Source organism: Faecalibacterium tardum, assembly GCF_040096515.1.
Taxonomy (GTDB): domain Bacteria; phylum Bacillota; class Clostridia; order Oscillospirales; family Ruminococcaceae; genus Faecalibacterium; species Faecalibacterium tardum.
This window is the reverse complement of sequence record NZ_JBBMEO010000001.1, coordinates 202,946-219,105: the sequence shown is the minus strand read 5'-3', so window position 1 is coordinate 219,105 and position 16,160 is coordinate 202,946. Positions and strand designations below refer to the sequence as shown.

Below are 16,160 nucleotides of genomic sequence, written 5' to 3'. Positions count from 1 at the left end.
CCCCCCTTACACAGCTTCGATCAGAGCGACGGCGTGGGCAGCAATGCCCAGTCCCTCGCCGGTAAAGCCCAGATGCTCCTCCGTGGTGGCCTTTACGCTTACCGCCTCTACCGGCAGGCCGAAGGCCGCCGCCAGATTGGCACGCATGGCCGGGATATGGGGTGCAAGCTTGGGGCGCTGGCACAGCAGCGTGGCGTCAATGTTCTCAATGCGCCAGCCATGCTCCTTAAGGATCTGCGCCACGCGGCAGGCCAGCTTCAGGCTGTCGGCACCAGCGTACTCCGGGTCATTGTCCGGGAAATGCTGGCCGATATCCCCCAGCGCCGCTGCGCCCAGCACGGCATCCATCACCGCATGGGTCAGCACGTCTGCATCCGAATGGCCCAGCAGGCCTTTTTCAAAGGGGATCTCCACCCCGCCAAGGATCAGCTTGCGCTGCTCTACCAAACGATGTACATCATAGCCGTGTCCAATACGCATTTCCGTTTCCTTCCTCTGTGCCGGGCAGGGCAGATCCTCCCGGGTGGTGATCTTCAGGTTTGCATAGTCGCCCTGCGTCAGCTGCACCGGGCGTCCGGTCAGCTCAAACAGGCTGCAGTCATCGGTAACAAGGCGGGCGCGGGTCTCATCCAGTTCTTCCAGCGCCGCAAGGTACGCTGCACGGTCAAAACACTGGGGGGTCTGCACCGCATACAGGGTGCTGCGGTCCGGGGTGGCGCATACCGCGCAGTCCGGGGGCATGGTTTTGCCATCGCCCCGGGCGGCGGCCTTGATGGTATCCTTCACCGGCACCGCCGAGGCTGCTGCGCCGCACCGGGCGGCAGCTTCCAGCGCCGCTGTAATGACCACTGCACTCACAAAGGGGCGGGCGGCATCGTGCACTGCCACCAGTTCTCCGTGCGCAGCCAGCACACCGTTTTTTGCGCTCTCGGCGCGGGTAGCCCCGCCCGCTACGATCTGCACAGGCTTTGGGCAATCCGCCGCCTGCTGCGCCACAAAATCCCGGTTTTTGCCTGCCACCAGCACAAGCTCGGTGACCTGCGGGCACTGGGCAAAGGCGCGGATACTGCGGTGCAGCACCGTTTCGCCTCCCAGATCAAAACTGAGCTTATCAAAACCCATGCGGGTCGAGCTGCCCGCCGCCACCAATACTGCCGATACAGTTTTTTCCATCTCTTCCACCTACCCTGCCGCTGTGCCGCGCTGCACGCCCACAGCTGCTTATAATAAACCATGTTTTATTATAGCGTATCACAGCGCAAACTTCAACCGATTTTACACAGCAAAAGTGCATCCGTGCTGCATAAAGCCCTGCGGTCTGTCCTGAAAGAGCAATCACCCAGAGTGCGCGCTTTCGCCCTCTCAGGCGCTGACCCCTTCCGTCTGCTCACTACGTTCGCAGCCACCTTCCCCAAGGGGACGGCTTTTCGCGGTGGCGGTAAACTTTGCGGCACCTCCATAAGGCTTTTGCTCCGGTCAACTGTCTGCTGAACGCAAAAAGGGCTGCTGCACAAAAACGTGCAGCAGCCCCGCAGATGCTTTGGGATAGTTTTACTTCAGGATAGGCTCAATGGCAGCGGCCAGAGCGTCCTTCTGTGCCTGTGCTTCTGCCAGATCCTTGCCCAGCGTGGTGAAGTAGGTCTTGATCTTCGGCTCGGTGCCGGAGGGACGCACCACCACGGTAGCGCCGTTTTCCAGCGTGTAGATCAGCACGTTGGCAGCGGGCAGGCCGGTCTCTTCCGGCTTCTTGTAGTCGGTCACCTTGACCACCTTATGGCCAGCCAGCTCCACCGGGGGCTGGTCACGCAGCTTCTGCATGATGGAAGCCATCTTCTCCATGCCGGTCAGGCCGGGGAACTCGAAGCTGTCCACCTTGTTCAGGTAGCGGCCGTACTGAGCGTAGATCTCTTCCAGACGCTGCTTGATGGAGGAACCGATGCTGCGGTAGTAAGCGGCCATCTCGCAGATGAGCATGGAGCCGATGACAGCGTCCTTATCGCGGACGTAGGGGCCAGCCAGATAGCCGTAGCTCTCCTCAAAGCCGAAGATGAAACGATCGACCTCACCAGCAGCCTCGAGGTTGGCGATCTGATCGCCGATCCACTTGAAGCCGGTCAGCACATTGCGCATCTCCACGCCGTAGTGCTTTGCCACAGCGTCTGCCAGCGGGGTGGACACGATGGACTTGACTGCCACGGGGTTCTTGGGCATAGTGCCCTTCTCAATGCGGCCAGCGCAGATGTAGTCCAGCAGCAGAACGCCCATCTCGTTGCCGGACACCAGCTCGTAGCTGCCGTCCGGGCACTTCATGGCAATGCCCACGCGGTCGGCGTCGGGGTCGGTAGCCAGCATCAGGTCGGCACCAGTCTTGGTGGCCAGCTCCAGACCCAGCTTCAAAGCCTCGAAGATCTCGGGGTTGGGGTAGGAGCAGGTGGTGAAGTAGCCGTTGGGGTACTCCTGTTCGGGCACGATGGTGATATCGGTGATGCCCATATCATTGAGCACATGGGTCACGGGTACAAGGCCGGAGCCGTTCAGCGGGCTGTACACCAGCTTCAGACCGGCAGTCTTGCACAGACCCGGGCGCACCTGACGTGCTTCAATGGCATCGTACAGGGCCTTTTTGCAGTCATCGCCCACAAAGCGGATCATGCCGTTCTCCACGCCCTCGGCAAAGGAGATATACTTTGCACCGGTGAGCACATCGGTCTTTTGGATCTCGTCGTAGACGATGGCGGCGGCGTCATCGGTCATCTGGCAGCCGTCCGGGCCGTAGGCCTTGTAGCCATTGTACTTGGCCGGGTTGTGGGAGGCGGTGACCATGATACCGGCGTTGCAGTTATAGTAACGGGTAGCAAAGCTCAGCGCGGGCACAGGCATCAGGGCATCATAGATGCGCACCTTGATGCCGTTGGCTGCCAGAACGCCTGCGGCGGTCTTGGCAAAGACATCGCTCTTCAGGCGGCTGTCGTAGCTGATGGCCACGGTCTGGGTACCGCCCTGGGTCAGCACCCAGTTTGCCAGACCCTGCGTTGCCTGACGGACAACGTAGATGTTCATGCGGTTGGTACCGGCACCCAGCACGCCGCGCAGACCTGCGGTACCAAACTTCAGCGCCACAGCAAAGCGATCCTTGATCTCATCGTCATTGCCTTCGACCTTTACCAGTTCCGGCTTCAGGTCTGCATCTTCCAGATCCGCTGCCAGCCAGCGCTTGTATTCATCCAGATACATCTTGTACACCTTACCTTTGTTTAAAATCTTTTTCCCCGGATCGAAACGGTTTGTGTAAACCTACTTATACTATAAACTCTTGCTCCGCTTATGTCAATTGCGTAAAATGGCCGAAGTTTGTGCCCTTAAAACCGACAAATACCACAAAAAACCGGTTCTTCTGCCATATTCATTGCGTTTTTTGATGTATCCAGCAGCTGGTAGGGCTGGTGCACATCCTCCAGCACCTCCAGCCACTGCTCCGGCCCCACGCCGTTTTCGCACAGGTAGCGCAGCAGCCGCATTATCCGGCCAAAGCTATCTGCCGGAGCAAGTACTGTGCTGCTGCGCACCCTGCCGCCCTGCTCCCGGCGCAGCTGTGCCAGCACCCCCTGTGGGGTGGAAGCGGCACAGTATACCAGCGTACAGGCGTGCTGCAAGCCCTCCAGCTCTGAATAGGTACGGATATACCGGCAACATTCCCCATTTGTCATGATCTCTCGTTCTCCTTTCTGCTGCATTGACAACTTTCCTGTGCTTTACTATAATGATTTCAAACAGAAAAAACTGTCGAAGCATAGCAGATATATCCATTATTTTCCACTTTTGGCATTTTTGACAAACCATGCGCCATGCAGGGAGGGACACCATGTATTCTGTGACCAACAGCTTTGGCCTGAACGGACTGCGCGGCTTTGCCGTTGCAGTGGAGGCCGATGTTTCCGGCGGGCTGCCCGCATTTTCCATTGTCGGTCTGCCGGACTCTGCCGTGCGGGAAAGCGCCGACCGGGTGCGCGCCGCCATTAAAAACCTTGGATTCCGTTTCCCGGACCGGCGCATCACCATCAACCTTGCCCCCGCCGATGTGCGCAAGACCGGCCCGGTGTACGACCTGCCGCTGCTTTTGGCGCTGCTGACCGCCAGCGGACAGTTGGAAGAGGTGCCCGCCGACGCTGCCTTTCTGGGCGAGCTTGCACTGGACGGCAGTCTGCGTCCGGTGTCCGGCGTGCTGCCCATGGCGCTGGCTGCCGCTGAGCACGGCATCCGGGCGCTGTACGTCCCGGCAGAGAACGCCGCCGAGGCAGCCGAAGCCTGCGCCGACACCATGACCGTCTACCCCGCCCATACCGCCCGGGAGGTGGTAGAGGCACTGAAGGGTATCCGCCCCCTCTCCCCTGCCGCTGTCATCCCCTTTGACCCGGAGGACGCATGGCAGCAGGTGCCGGATTTCGCGGACGTAATGGGGCAATCGCTGGCACGGCGCGCCATGGTCATTGCAGCCGCAGGCGGGCACAACGTGCTTTTAACGGGTGCGCCCGGCACTGGCAAATCCATGCTTGCAAAGCGCCTGCCGGGCATCCTGCCGCCCCTGACCCGGGAGGAAGCGGTGGAGACGACCAAAATCTACTCCATCGCCGGGCAGCTGCCGCAGGGACGCGGGCTGATCTCTGCCCGCCCCTTCCGCAGCCCGCATCACTCGGCAAGCTCTGCCGCCCTTGCCGGCGGCGGGGCACAGTTCCGTCCGGGCGAGTGCAGTCTGGCCAACTGCGGAGTGCTGTTTCTGGACGAGCTGCCGGAGTTTTCCCGCGAGAGCTTAGAGGTGCTGCGCCAGCCGCTGGAGGACGGTCAGATCACCGTGAGCCGCGCCGCCGGAAGTGCCACCTACCCCAGCCACTTTCAGCTGGTAGCCGCCATGAATCCCTGCAAATGCGGCTACTACGGCCACCCCACCCGCGCCTGCACCTGCTCGCCCAGCGCGGTGCGGCAGTACCGCAGCCGGGTGTCCGGCCCGCTTTTGGACCGCATCGACCTGTGCGTGGAGATGGACCCCATCGCCTTTGACGAGCTGCACACCGCTGCCCCCTCCGAGAGCAGCGCGGAGCTGCGCAAACAGGTGCTGGCTGCCCGCGCCATTCAGGCCAAACGCTACGCTGCGCCAGGCTTTAAGGGAGTGCACTGCAACGCCCAGCTGAACGCCGGACAGGTGCGGCGTATCTGCCGTATGACCCCCGGTGCCGAGCAGCTGCTGCGCAGCTCCTACGATGCACTGGGGCTTTCTGCCCGGGCACACGACCGCATTTTGCGGGTAGCCCGCACCGTGGCCGACCTTGCCGGCAAGACCCTGCTGGACGAGGACTCCCTGCTGGAAGCGCTGCAATACCGGGCACAGGAGAAATTGGACGGATAAGGCAGTCTGCACTCTAAAAATACAACGGAAAGAGGATGGAACACATGAAGCGCGCATACACAAACGGCATCCTTCTGGACGGCACCGAGCAGATGGAACCGGTACGGGGCAAGGTGCTGCTGACCGAGAACGACAAGATCACCGCTATCGCAGATGCGGGTGCAAACCTTGACGGCTACGAGGTCATCGATCTGCGCGGCGGGTATCTTTGCCCGGGGCTCATCAACCTGCACGTCCATCTGGCGGGCAACGGCAAGCCCAGCGCAAAGCCCCGGGACAATGCGGCGCTGGTGCGTAAGATCCTGAGCAACAGACTGACCCGCGCCATCGCCTACCGGCTGGTATGCAGCTATGCTAAGCTGGAACTGCTGGGCGGCGTGACCACCGTGCGCACTGTGGGCGGCATTGCGGACTTTGACACCCGCTGCCGGGACGACAGCGCCGCCGGGAAGGTGCTGGCACCCCGCATTCTGGCCGCTAACGAGGGCATCTCGGTGCCGGGCGGGCACATGGCAGGCTCAGTAGCAGTGGCGGCACACAACAACGCCGAAGCGCTGGCACAGCTGAAAAAGGCCAGTGAACAGAAGGTAGACCTTGTCAAACTGATGATCACCGGCGGCGTGCTGGACGCCACCGAAAAGGGCACCCCCGGCGAGATGAAGATGCCGCCGGAGATGATCAAAGCCGTCTGCGATGCAGCCCACAAGCTGGGCTACACTGTTGCCGCCCACACCGAATCCCCTGCGGGCGTGAAGGCTGCGCTGGAAAACGGCGTGGATTCCATCGAGCACGGCGCAAAAATGGACGAGGAGACGGTGCGTCTGTACAAGGAGCGGGGCGCATTTTTGTGCACGACCATCTCCCCTGCGCTGCCCTACGCACTGTTTGACACTGCCGTTTCGGGCGCATCGGAAAAAGACCAGTATAACGGAAAGATCGTCTTTGACGGTGTGGTCGAGAGTGCCAAGACTGCGCTGGCAAACGGCATCCCGGTGGGCTTGGGTAACGATGTGGGTTGCCCCTATATTACCCAGTACGATTTCTGGCGGGAGCTGTGCTACTTCCACAAATACTGCGGCGTGAGCAACCGTTTCGCCCTCTACACGGCCACCCTGCGCAACGCGCAGCTGGCGGGCATCGGCGATGTGACCGGCTCTATCGCACCCGGCAAGAGTGCAGACTTTATCGTGACCCGCGAAAACCCGCTGGAGGATCTGCGGGCTTTGCAACATCTGGAAGTGGTGGTCTGCCGCGGCCGTGCCGTGAAAAAGCCCTCCCCCAAGCGCAGAAAAGAGGTGGACGCTCTGCTGGACCCGTATCTGGTTTAAGCGATCTGCCCAACACATAAAAACGCGAACGACCGCTTTGGCCGCTCGCGTTTTTGTTTGCGCCCCTCGGACGGTTTGCATTTTCTCTTTTCCTGCGCCGCCCGATGTGGTATACTGGAAATGTAAAATCCAAAAAATGGAAGGAGCAAAAAAATGAACATTCGTAAAGCCGAGGAAAAAGACATTCCCAGACTGCTTGCGCTGCTGGGGCAGGTGCTGCAAATTCATGCAGAGATCCGCCCGGATATTTTTATTCCCGGCACCACAAAATACACTGTCTGTGAGTTAGCAGAGCTTCTGAAGCAGGAGGATAAGCCCATCTATGTTGCCGTGAACGAGGATGATGTGTGCATGGGTTATGTCTTCTGTCAGCTGAAGGAGCAGCCTTTCTCCACCAACATGGTGCCCTTCAAGTCGCTGTTCATTGATGACCTTTGCATTGACAAGCAGGCGCGCGGGCAACACATCGGGGAAAGCCTGTTTGAATATGTAAAGCAGCAAGCAAAAGTGCTAGGGTGCTATGAGGTAACCCTGAACGTCTGGGCGGGGAACACTTCGGCAGAACACTTTTACGAAAAAATGGGCATGAAAACCAAGGAACGGCAGATGGAGTATATTCTGTAATTCAGGCGAAAGCGCTGTCTCTTTAGGCGCGATAAAGCGCAGTTTACGGAGGACTGGAGCGTATATAAAATAGGTATATTCCAATTTTGGGTTTGTTCACAATGGCAATTTTATGCAATATAAATTATAAGATCGCATGACAGATAAACCATTTCATATCCCCGGCGGGCAGCCACAAAACGGCTGTCCGCTTTTTGTCGCAATATAAAGCCACCCGCATTGTGGTCAAAATCAAATGAGGCCAGCCCACAAACAAAGAGAAACAGAGCGTTCCCGATGGGGAACGCCCTGTTTGCGATATGCAATTCACGGTTGTTGCCAACGAATCAAATCGTGAATTGCGAGACAGAGTGCGTCCTATTCAGGGCGCACCCTATTTTTGTTTCATCGTGGTTGGGTGTACGTCAAAACGCATTTACCGGTTCTTTTTCTCCTTGGCTGCATCGTGGTTGGTTTTGCGCTGTTCCACCATCTGGGCGAACCATTCCACCATTGCAGGGTCGTCGTGAGCAAAGAAGGCACTGGTTTTGGTATCCAGTGCGGCGATCCTTTCCATGTCCTCAGAGGACAGCGTAAAGTCGAACACTTCCAGATTTTCCTGCATCCGCTCCCTGTGGGTGGATTTTGGGATGACCACCACGCCCCGCTGCAAATGCCAGCGGAGAATGACCTGTGCCACGGTTTTGCCGTATTTTGCGCCGATTTCGGCCAGCACAGGGTTTGTGAACATCTGACTCCGACCTTCGCCAAAGGGAGCCCATGCCTCCATCTGAACGCCGTATTTTTCCATCCATTCCTTTGCCTTGCCCTGCTGGTGCAGCGGATGCACCTCTACCTGATTCACCATGGGTTTGATACGAGCAAAGCTGCACAGATCAACGAGGCGGTCAGGATAAAAATTGGACACGCCAATGGCCCGAATCTTGCCCGCCTCATATAGCTCCTCCAAGGCGTGCCATGCGCCGTAGTAATCAGCAAACGGCTGGTGCAACAAACAAAGGTCCAGATAATCCGTTCGCAGCTTACGCAGGGATTCCAGCACAGATGCCTTGGCCTCCTTATAACCGTAATGCTCAACCCAGACCTTGGTGGTCAGAAAAATATCTTTGCGATCCACACGGGATTTTTCGATCGCTGTGCCCACCTGCTCTTCGTTGAAGTAGGATTGTGCCGTGTCGATGGAGCGGTAGCCCACCTGCAAAGCATCCAGTACACAGCGCTCGCATTCCTCCTGCGAGACCTGATAGACCCCATAGCCAAGCTGGGGCATTTTTACGCCGTTATTCAATGTGATATAGTTCATATAAAAGCCTCCCTGCTGAGATGATCCTGTGTTTATCACCGCAACTCCTTATAGGTTTCTTCCGGCACCGGCTCGCACCACTCGTTAGAGGTGCCTTCGCCGGGTACTTCCACTGCCAGATGAGAGAACCAGCAATCGGGTGCAGCACCGTGCCAGTGCTTGACCTCCGGTGGAATGTTCACCACATCGCCCGGATGCAGCTCCTGCGGCTCTTTGCCCCATTCCTGATAGTAGCCCCGGCCTGCCACGCAGAGAAGGATCTGCCCGCCACCCTTTGCGGCATGGTGGATGTGCCAGTTGTTCCGGCAGCCCGGCTCAAAGGTGACGTTGTAAATGCCAACCTGTGCGGTGGACAAGGGTGCCAGATAGCTTTTTCCGCTGAAATACTGCGCAAAACCGTCGTTGGATGCACCGATGGGGAACACCATTTCACTCTGGTGCTTTGCCTTGGCATCCTCTGCAGCGTCCTCTGCCCAGACTTCCTTTGCCATGCGGAAAGCCGCCCACGCCTTGGGCCAGCCTGCATAAAATGCCGCATGGGTCAGGATCTCTGCAATCTCACGCCGGGTAATGCCGTTGTTTTTTGCTGCCGTCAGGTGATACCGAAACGAGGAGTCCGTCAGTCCCTGCGCCATCAGTGCCACCACCGTCACAAGGCTGCGGTCCCGGAGGGAGAGTTTATCCTCTCGGCTCCACACCTGCCCGAATAGTACCTCATCGTTAAGTTCTGCAAATTTTGGTGCAAATTCGCCCAGAGCATCACGCCCTGCGGTCTGTTTCACTGCCATTATACGTTCCTCCCCATCTCGTAAGCCTGTGCCATTGCAGAGGTGTTTCGCACCGCACCCGGCTCGTAAACGCCACATGCTACAAGGACTCCCTTTTCCGCGGCACCTTCCACACAGTCTGCATAGCCCCGGAAGCAGGCCAGCGTAGTGTCCGCAGAGGCTTTTTCCTCGTCTGCCATGGTGGTGATGTAGTAAAATTCCTTGTCTTTGACCTCAAGCCACCGTGCCACGGTACGGTCAATCACTGCCTTCAATTGGGCACTGATGGAGTAGAAGTATACCGGGCTTGCCAGCACAATGACATCGGCATCGATCATCTTTTGCAGGATGTCTGCCATATCATCCTTGTGGACGCAGGCTCCGCCGTGGGTGCTGCAGTAGTAGCAGCCGGAACAGGGAGCCACCTTTTTCTCAGCGACTCGGATCTTTTCTGCTTTGTGCCCGGCATCCTGCGCTCCACGCAGAAATTCATCGCATAGAATATCAGAGTTACCGCCCTTCCGGGGACTGCCAGACAAAATCAATACCTTCTTGATCATAGGAACCTCCTTGACAGCGGAGTGCATCCGCATTATGATGTTGTTGAAGTTTGATTTTATCATACAACTTAAAGCACGCTTTAAGTCAAGGGCTTTTTGAAAAAAAACGGAGGTTTCAGATGATTTATACCGTAGGCGAAATGGCACAAAAGCTGGGCGTACCTGCCTCCACCCTGCGCTACTACGACAAAGAAGGGTTACTTCCCTTTGTGGAGCGTTCCTCCGGCGGCATTCGGATGTTCCGGGAAAACGACTTCGAGTGGCTGCAGGTCATCCGCTGCATGAAAAAAGCCGGAATGTCCATCAAGGATATCCGGCAGTATATTGAGCTTTCCATGCAGGGAGACGACACCATTGACACCCGGCTGGAAATGTTCCGGCATCAGCGGGAGGTGCTCACCCAGCAGATCCAGCAGTTACAGCACACGCTGGAAACCGTGGAGTATAAATGCTGGTTCTATGAAGCCGCCAAAGCCGCTGGGACAGTGGATGTCCCCAGTGCGATGACCGATGCGGATGTGCCGGAGCAGTTCCGTGCCATCCGGCAGGAGTTGCGAGGACAGAAGCTTCCGAATAGCGAAAAATAAGAAATGCCGTTCCAGTTGCTTTTGGAACGGCATTTTTCTTAATCTTCTAACCCATGGCTCCCGGTTACGTTTTTTAAGTATTCTTCTGGATTGCCATTCAGAATCAAATCCGCATAGCCAAGTGGGTCATTGTAGATGAGATAGTCTAACTCCGATCTCTGCGCCATGGTCACATCCAACGCATCCTCGACCCCGGTACAGTCGATGGAGATCATTCTCCCATCCCGGAGCAGCAGTTCCACGCACCCGGTGTCCATATTGAAATGACAAGCTCTTGCATCGTACTTCATGTTCATGTCCTCCTGAAATCATGTTGTAGCTTATATCGACCAATCTATGATTTCGGATTTCATCTTCCACGGACACCTGCATGGAACTTGTCGGGGCAAAGCTCCTCCATCTGCTAACGCAGACCGTTCCGTCGCTTAAAAGCCCCACTGGGGCTTTCATTGCTTCCCAAACGCTAATTTTCCGAAGAAAATAAATAATCCGAACCCATCTCCTATCGGAAACAAGTTCGGATTATTTCTGTTTGGTCCGTCTATCTGGAAAGCGATTTGAACCTTCCATTCTGAAAAAACGGAAAATTCTTATTCCAACTTGGGTATACTCCTGTTGTGTCCGACATGAAGAAAATCGTTCAGAAAACTGCCGCATTGTCTTTCCCCAAATGGACGTTAGCCGTATGGGATATGGCTACTGCAACATTATATATGGTCAAATACGACAGAAGTCATTGATTTTCTTTGTTTATCTGTGATACCATTCGTTACGAGACCAACGGCGTTGCTCTCTTCGCTTATGGTTGAGACTCCGGCACTCAAAGAAACTTTCCGAAAAACACAACGAGGTGACCATTTTTGAAACGTCGAACTTTTCTTGTCTGCACCGCTGCACTTTTTTGCGGTGCGCTTCTGGCAGGAGGCTGCACTCAAAAAACTTCTCAGCCTGTCCTTCAGCAAATCGAATACTCCAATTTGGCAGATTCGGATACACAAGCTCTTCTTTCCAAGCTTTTGCAGGATGCCGGCGTATCCGACCTGCGGATACAGACCTTCTTTGATCATGTGCAAAAGTTCAACAATGCTGTGGACCCGGCATGGCTCACCACAGGTTTTGAAAACGCCAAGCCTTTGGATCTGAAATACGATCCTTACTCCATGCAGGACGCATGGACGGAAAAATATGACACCTTCCCCGGCTGGAACTGTCGAATCACCGCTTGTGGGCTGTTCGGTGATTTTATCACTGTCACGGGCAAGGCAGACCTTGACTCAGCCGAGGACACCCTGTTTATGGACTATGAAACGCTGGATTCTGACCCGGAGTCCCTTTGCGGCGACGAACGGCAAAAGTTTGATGCGCTGTTCGCCCCAGTTAAAACCACCAGTACGACCGATATTCCTACCCATTTGAAAACGATTCAGCAGGAATGGAAGAAACGCGGTCTCTCTTTCGCGGAAGATGATAAGATTCGTCTTGTCTCCGTAGTCCTGCACGACCAATTCTCTGAAACGGACAATTCTCTTATGATCGGTCATGTCGGCGTTATGCTTCCCACATCGGATGCGGTATATTTTGTCGAAAAGGTTGCTTTTCAGGAGCCGTATCGCTTGTTGAAGTTCAAAAATCGAACCGAGTTGAGCGATTATCTGATGCTGAAATACGACAACTCGTGGGGACAGGATACTGCCCACACCTTTATTATGGAAAATTCAGACCTGATGGACGGCTGGCGCATTCTTGACGAACAGAAAGACGCAAGCTAAAAGTATCCAATTCGCTGAGAGCCGTTCGGTCTGACAGACCATTTGCCCTCTGATACCAAAAGGACGCTGCAACCTCTCACCCAGAGGCGGCAGCGTCCTTTTTATATCGGAATGTTTGCAGGGAAACTCCGGGCTTATGACAGGGTATGTATAATGTGCAGAGCCATATCAGCATTTTCTTTGTCCACAAACACCTCTGTGACATACCTCGGTTTTATGCCGAGAGTTCCAATTCTCGCTTGATCAAATGTGTTATGCCGATTGACATCTTTGGATTTACAATAGAATTTAATTCCAGCTGCCGCCAACGCATCTGTAATGCGATTGCATTGGTAAGGGTCAGAAACTGTTGCGACTAGCGATTTGAAAAAATGTTCTAACATAAAGAGACCTCCTTGTATACCCTCTAAAAGTAGTTTTGGAGCTGGGGACTGGCTATTATGTGATAAGCCTTTGGAGTATGCCCAGCTTGTGCTGGGTAGTGAGATTGAGCATCATCTCTCGCTCGGCTTCAACCATGGCAGAGTAGAAAATTGACCTTTAATTAAAATATCCAAGGCAAAACAACAGTCCTCTATCATTCATTTAATCGATTCCTTTGAGTTTTCTTTGTATAAATCATCTAAAAGCTCTTTTTGTGTTTGCTCTACTGCTTTGCTATAATGTTCTCTAGCTTCCTCTCCTTGTAACGTTTTATACCCGCCATTTCCGTCTGGAATATCAACACGAACAACATTTTGCTCATCTAATTCGGATGCTGCATTAAGTGCATCTTCAATTTCTTTACTGCCCATAATTTGTGGAGCATCAGTCGTTATTGGCCTGCCCAATATTATAATTAGTAGCACCGCTATTACCGCAAACATTAACACAATTTTTCTTGCTCTCATCCGAAACGCTCCTTTTTAGATTTATTTCTCATTTCGGGGCTTTTTAATTTTGTAATTCACAATCCGACTTGCAAGATAAATTATCCAAAAAGTAAGGATATAATTGTTAGTTATAAACTTTGTAAAGGTCGCTTGTTCCCCTAATCTTATTTCAACAAAGAAAAATATCAAATACTGTACAACTAGCATACTACCAACGTCTACTACCAGTTTTTTCACTATCTTCGGCTCCTTTCTATAAACCCTTTTATCCAGATAACGCAGCAAATCACTGGTTTGTTGCAAGATTTTCTGTTTTTATGGTTGTAATCATACAGCCGCTCCATGCAAAGTTCCTGCTCTGCCATGATGGATTCATCCGTTGGGTCGTAGACTTGTTGGCTGTGGATTGCATTTTTTATCGGCATGGTTCTGCTCTCCTTATTTATAAGGAATCTTTCTCATTTTTCAGTAGATTCTTCCAGATTCTTTCGGTACTGTGCCGGACTGACACCATACTCTTTCTTGAATACCCGGCTAAAATAGAGTGGGTTATCATACCCTACGATCTCTGCAATTTCTCCAATATTGTATTCGGTGTTCTCCAATAAGCTTTGTGCATTTACCATCCGAAGGGACAGGATGTATTGTGCAGGGCTTATTTTCATGTACTGCTTAAAATTACGGATAAACCAGTTCGTACTGATATGCAGCGATTCTGCGTAATCGTCCACACTGACCTTTGTGTTATAATTCTCGTTAAAGTAGGCAGCGGCGGCTTCGATCTCTTCGGGCATGCTTGTAGTTGTTTTCTCGCTTTCCTGCTGTTGCCTGCTTACTAAAAGCAGAATGATGTTGAAGAGAGAAGCAATATAGTCTTCATAGCCATATTCACATTGTTGCAGCTCCCGGATGATCTTTCGGAACAGCATTTTGTAATCCGGCAGTGTGCCGCTGTAAAAAACGTGCTTGTCCAAGGGGATTCCGTGATAGTCCAGGATGTTTTTGACATCATATCCTGTAAAGTGAATCCAGAACACCTCTGGATGATCTTCTACATAGTAGACATACTTCTGGATTTCTTTCGGCTGATAAAGCACCATGTGTCCAGAAGTCACCACTTCCTCAACACCATCGAACCAGAAGTGTGCTTTACCAGATGCCACATAGAGGATTTGATAGTCTCTGCGACCCTTTGCCCAAAAAGTAGGCAGCTTAGGGCGTTTTTTCAAGCGATAAGTGCCGCAACTGCCTACGACCAGCGGCTTTGAGTAGTCTTTGAAATCCAAACGGGAGTTGTTCAAATATCCTGAGTTGAAATACATTCCTGCGTCCTCCTCATCTTCAGATGATTTTACAGTGATTTGAGAAATGTTCTATCAAAAAATTACAAACTCTTTGATTTTGTGCATATTTTGTTCCATCTTGTCTATATCTTTTCGTTCCATTAGATTCTATAATATTTTCAGACGAAACGCAAGAGATTTGGGCAACTTGCGTAATGAGAATTCCAGTCTGAAGTGCGCAGCAGATTGGTTGCGCCCACACAAAACAAGCAAGATGGGAGAAAGCACAATGACCGAGAAACGTTATCTAAAGTGGTATAATAAAGTCGGCTATGGTTCAGGCGATATTGCAGGCAACGTGGTGTATGCATTCCTGTCCTCCTTCGTCATGATCTATCTGACCAACACCGTTGGCCTGAATCCCGGTATTGTCGGCACTCTGATTGCAGTTTCCAAACTGCTGGACGGTGTGACGGACATTTTCTTTGGTTCTTTGATTGACAAAACGCATTCTAAGATGGGCAAAGCCCGTCCTTGGATGCTGTACGGCTACATTGGCTGTGCCATTACGCTGGTGGCAATTTTCGCCATCCCGACCAATCTGGGACAGTTTGCACAGTACGCATGGTTCCTGATCGCGTATACTCTGCTGAACGCTGTATTCTACACTGCCAACAACATTGCTTACTCTGCACTGACTGCTCTCATCACAAAGAACAGTGCCGAACAGGTCGAGATGGGTTCTTGGCGTTTCATGTTCGCCTTTGCCACCAGCCTGCTCATCCAGTCCATTACGCTGGGTGCTGTTACGGCATTGGGCGGTGGTGCTGCCGGTTGGCGCACTGTTGCAATCATCTACGCCATCATCGGTCTGCTTGTCAACACCCTCTCCGTTTTCTCCGTGAAGGAACTGCCGGAAGGCGAATTGGTGGATACCACCGACAAAAAGGAAATCGAGCAGGACGAAAAGTATAATCTGGTTCAGGCTGCAAAGCTGCTTGCTGGTAACAAATATTATATGATGATTTGCGTCACCTACATTTTGCAGCAGATCTACGGTGCCATGATCAGCATGGGCACCTACTATGCAACCTACATCCTTGGCAACCAGAATCTGTTCGGTGTATTCTCTTGGGCAATCAACATTCCTCTGATCATCGCACTGGTGTTCACCCCGACCTTGGTTGCAAAGTGGAATGGAATGTATAAGCTGAATGTAATGAGCTATACTCTGGCAACGATTTCTCGTGCACTGGTTGCTGTAGCTGGTTACATGGGCAGCGGCAATGTGACCTTGATGCTGCTCTTTACTGCAATCGCAGCTCTTGGTCAGGGTCCTTGGCAGGGCGATATGAACGCTGCGATTGCTGCTTGCTCTGAATATACTTGGCTGACGAAGCATAAGCGCGTGGATGGCACGATGTACTCCTGCACTTCTCTCGGTGTGAAGCTGGGCGGCGGTCTGGGTACTGCCATCACCGGCTGGCTGCTGGCAGCAAGCCATTTTGACAGCGCTCTGACAGTTCAGCCGGGTTCCTGCATCAATATGCTGAAGATCATGTATCTGGTGATTCCGTTTGCTCTGGATGCTATCATCACCTTCCTTCTCTCTCGTATGAAGGTCGAAGAAGCAAATGAAAAACTGCGTGCAGCAGTCTGATAACAA

General features: G+C 53.4%; 18 protein-coding genes and 1 pseudogene. 7 read left to right on the top strand and 12 right to left on the bottom strand.

Features of this window, described 5'->3' with window-relative positions; genetic code table 11:
- Positions 1-6 precede the first annotated feature (6 nt).
- The 3 genes from ispF to WMO44_RS01040 all read right to left on the bottom strand — a co-directional run bounded on the left by ispF (position 7) and on the right by WMO44_RS01040 (position 3,734).
- The gene (gene ispF / locus WMO44_RS01050; RefSeq protein WP_349151466.1) at positions 7-1,173 is read right to left on the bottom strand and encodes a 2-C-methyl-D-erythritol 2,4-cyclodiphosphate synthase; all 1,167 of its coding nucleotides are present in this window, start codon (positions 1,171-1,173) and stop codon (positions 7-9) included.
- Positions 1,174-1,551: 378 nt separating this feature from the next.
- Complete coding sequence (locus WMO44_RS01045; protein ID WP_349151465.1) at positions 1,552-3,234, bottom strand: phospho-sugar mutase; 1,683 nt, start codon at positions 3,232-3,234, stop codon at positions 1,552-1,554.
- A gap of 125 nt (positions 3,235-3,359) precedes the next feature.
- Positions 3,360-3,734: a hypothetical protein gene (locus WMO44_RS01040; RefSeq protein ID WP_097780013.1), complete on the bottom strand. Its 375-nt coding sequence runs from the start codon at positions 3,732-3,734 to the stop codon at positions 3,360-3,362.
- A gap of 128 nt (positions 3,735-3,862) precedes the next feature.
- Between WMO44_RS01040 and WMO44_RS01035 the strand changes: the two genes are divergently transcribed.
- From WMO44_RS01035 to WMO44_RS01025, 3 genes are all read left to right on the top strand, one after another.
- Positions 3,863-5,401, top strand: coding sequence for a YifB family Mg chelatase-like AAA ATPase (locus WMO44_RS01035; RefSeq protein WP_055184843.1), 1,539 nt, complete (start codon positions 3,863-3,865; stop codon positions 5,399-5,401).
- Between the two features lie 44 nt (positions 5,402-5,445).
- Positions 5,446-6,729, top strand: coding sequence for an amidohydrolase family protein (locus WMO44_RS01030; protein ID WP_349151464.1), 1,284 nt, complete (start codon positions 5,446-5,448; stop codon positions 6,727-6,729).
- Between the two features lie 153 nt (positions 6,730-6,882).
- Complete coding sequence (locus WMO44_RS01025) at positions 6,883-7,353, top strand: GNAT family N-acetyltransferase (RefSeq protein ID WP_349151463.1); 471 nt, start codon at positions 6,883-6,885, stop codon at positions 7,351-7,353.
- A 415-nt stretch (positions 7,354-7,768) separates the two neighbouring features.
- Here the strand turns inward: WMO44_RS01025 and WMO44_RS01020 are convergent, their stop codons facing one another.
- The 3 genes from WMO44_RS01020 to WMO44_RS01010 are packed head-to-tail and all read right to left on the bottom strand — an operon-like array spanning position 7,769 to position 9,983.
- Complete coding sequence (locus tag WMO44_RS01020) at positions 7,769-8,656, bottom strand: aldo/keto reductase (RefSeq protein WP_298637858.1); 888 nt, start codon at positions 8,654-8,656, stop codon at positions 7,769-7,771.
- Positions 8,657-8,691: 35 nt separating this feature from the next.
- On the bottom strand, positions 8,692-9,444 hold the full coding sequence (locus tag WMO44_RS01015; RefSeq protein ID WP_349151462.1) for a carboxymuconolactone decarboxylase family protein: 753 nt from the start codon (positions 9,442-9,444) through the stop codon (positions 8,692-8,694).
- On the bottom strand, positions 9,444-9,983 hold the full coding sequence (locus tag WMO44_RS01010; RefSeq protein ID WP_349151461.1) for a flavodoxin family protein: 540 nt from the start codon (positions 9,981-9,983) through the stop codon (positions 9,444-9,446). Before WMO44_RS01010 ends, WMO44_RS01015 begins: the two co-directional genes overlap by 1 nt.
- A 119-nt stretch (positions 9,984-10,102) precedes the next feature.
- On the opposite strand from WMO44_RS01010, the gene WMO44_RS01005 reads away from it, so the two are divergent.
- Positions 10,103-10,570, top strand: coding sequence for a MerR family transcriptional regulator (locus tag WMO44_RS01005; protein WP_349151460.1), 468 nt, complete (start codon positions 10,103-10,105; stop codon positions 10,568-10,570).
- Between the two features lie 38 nt (positions 10,571-10,608).
- Here WMO44_RS01005 and WMO44_RS01000 read toward each other — a convergent pair whose 3' ends face one another.
- Positions 10,609-10,860: a DUF6061 family protein gene (locus tag WMO44_RS01000; protein ID WP_349151459.1), complete on the bottom strand. Its 252-nt coding sequence runs from the start codon at positions 10,858-10,860 to the stop codon at positions 10,609-10,611.
- A 570-nt stretch (positions 10,861-11,430) separates the two neighbouring features.
- On the opposite strand from WMO44_RS01000, the gene WMO44_RS00995 reads away from it, so the two are divergent.
- A complete protein-coding gene (locus WMO44_RS00995; RefSeq protein ID WP_349151458.1) occupies positions 11,431-12,339 on the top strand; it encodes a DUF4300 family protein in 909 nt (302 codons plus the stop codon).
- Positions 12,340-12,473: 134 nt separating this feature from the next.
- On the opposite strand, the gene WMO44_RS00990 is transcribed toward WMO44_RS00995, so the two are convergent.
- Positions 12,474-12,722: a putative signal transducing protein gene (locus tag WMO44_RS00990; protein WP_055192190.1), complete on the bottom strand. Its 249-nt coding sequence runs from the start codon at positions 12,720-12,722 to the stop codon at positions 12,474-12,476.
- Between the two features lie 46 nt (positions 12,723-12,768).
- Between WMO44_RS00990 and WMO44_RS00985 the strand changes: the two are divergent.
- Positions 12,769-12,876: pseudogene (locus tag WMO44_RS00985) on the top strand (DUF6061 family protein); the annotation flags it as partial.
- Between the two features lie 44 nt (positions 12,877-12,920).
- Here WMO44_RS00985 and WMO44_RS00980 read toward each other — a convergent pair.
- The 4 genes from WMO44_RS00980 to WMO44_RS00970 are packed head-to-tail and all read right to left on the bottom strand — an operon-like array spanning position 12,921 to position 14,533.
- Positions 12,921-13,229 carry a hypothetical protein gene (locus WMO44_RS00980; RefSeq protein ID WP_097783784.1) on the bottom strand — a complete coding sequence of 103 codons (309 nt, stop codon included), beginning with the start codon at positions 13,227-13,229 and terminating at the stop codon, positions 12,921-12,923.
- 21 nt (positions 13,230-13,250) lie between these two features.
- Positions 13,251-13,448: a hypothetical protein gene (locus WMO44_RS00975; RefSeq protein ID WP_128117200.1), complete on the bottom strand. Its 198-nt coding sequence runs from the start codon at positions 13,446-13,448 to the stop codon at positions 13,251-13,253.
- Positions 13,448-13,636, bottom strand: coding sequence for a maltose acetyltransferase domain-containing protein (locus WMO44_RS15100; protein ID WP_353963851.1), 189 nt, complete (start codon positions 13,634-13,636; stop codon positions 13,448-13,450). Before WMO44_RS15100 ends, WMO44_RS00975 begins: the two co-directional genes overlap by 1 nt.
- Positions 13,637-13,669: 33 nt before the next feature.
- Positions 13,670-14,533, bottom strand: coding sequence for a helix-turn-helix domain-containing protein (locus tag WMO44_RS00970; protein ID WP_349151457.1), 864 nt, complete (start codon positions 14,531-14,533; stop codon positions 13,670-13,672).
- A gap of 250 nt (positions 14,534-14,783) precedes the next feature.
- Here WMO44_RS00970 and WMO44_RS00965 point away from each other — a divergent pair, with 250 nt between their 5' ends.
- Positions 14,784-16,154, top strand: coding sequence for an MFS transporter (locus WMO44_RS00965; protein WP_349151456.1), 1,371 nt, complete (start codon positions 14,784-14,786; stop codon positions 16,152-16,154).
- Positions 16,155-16,160: the final 6 nt, after the last annotated feature.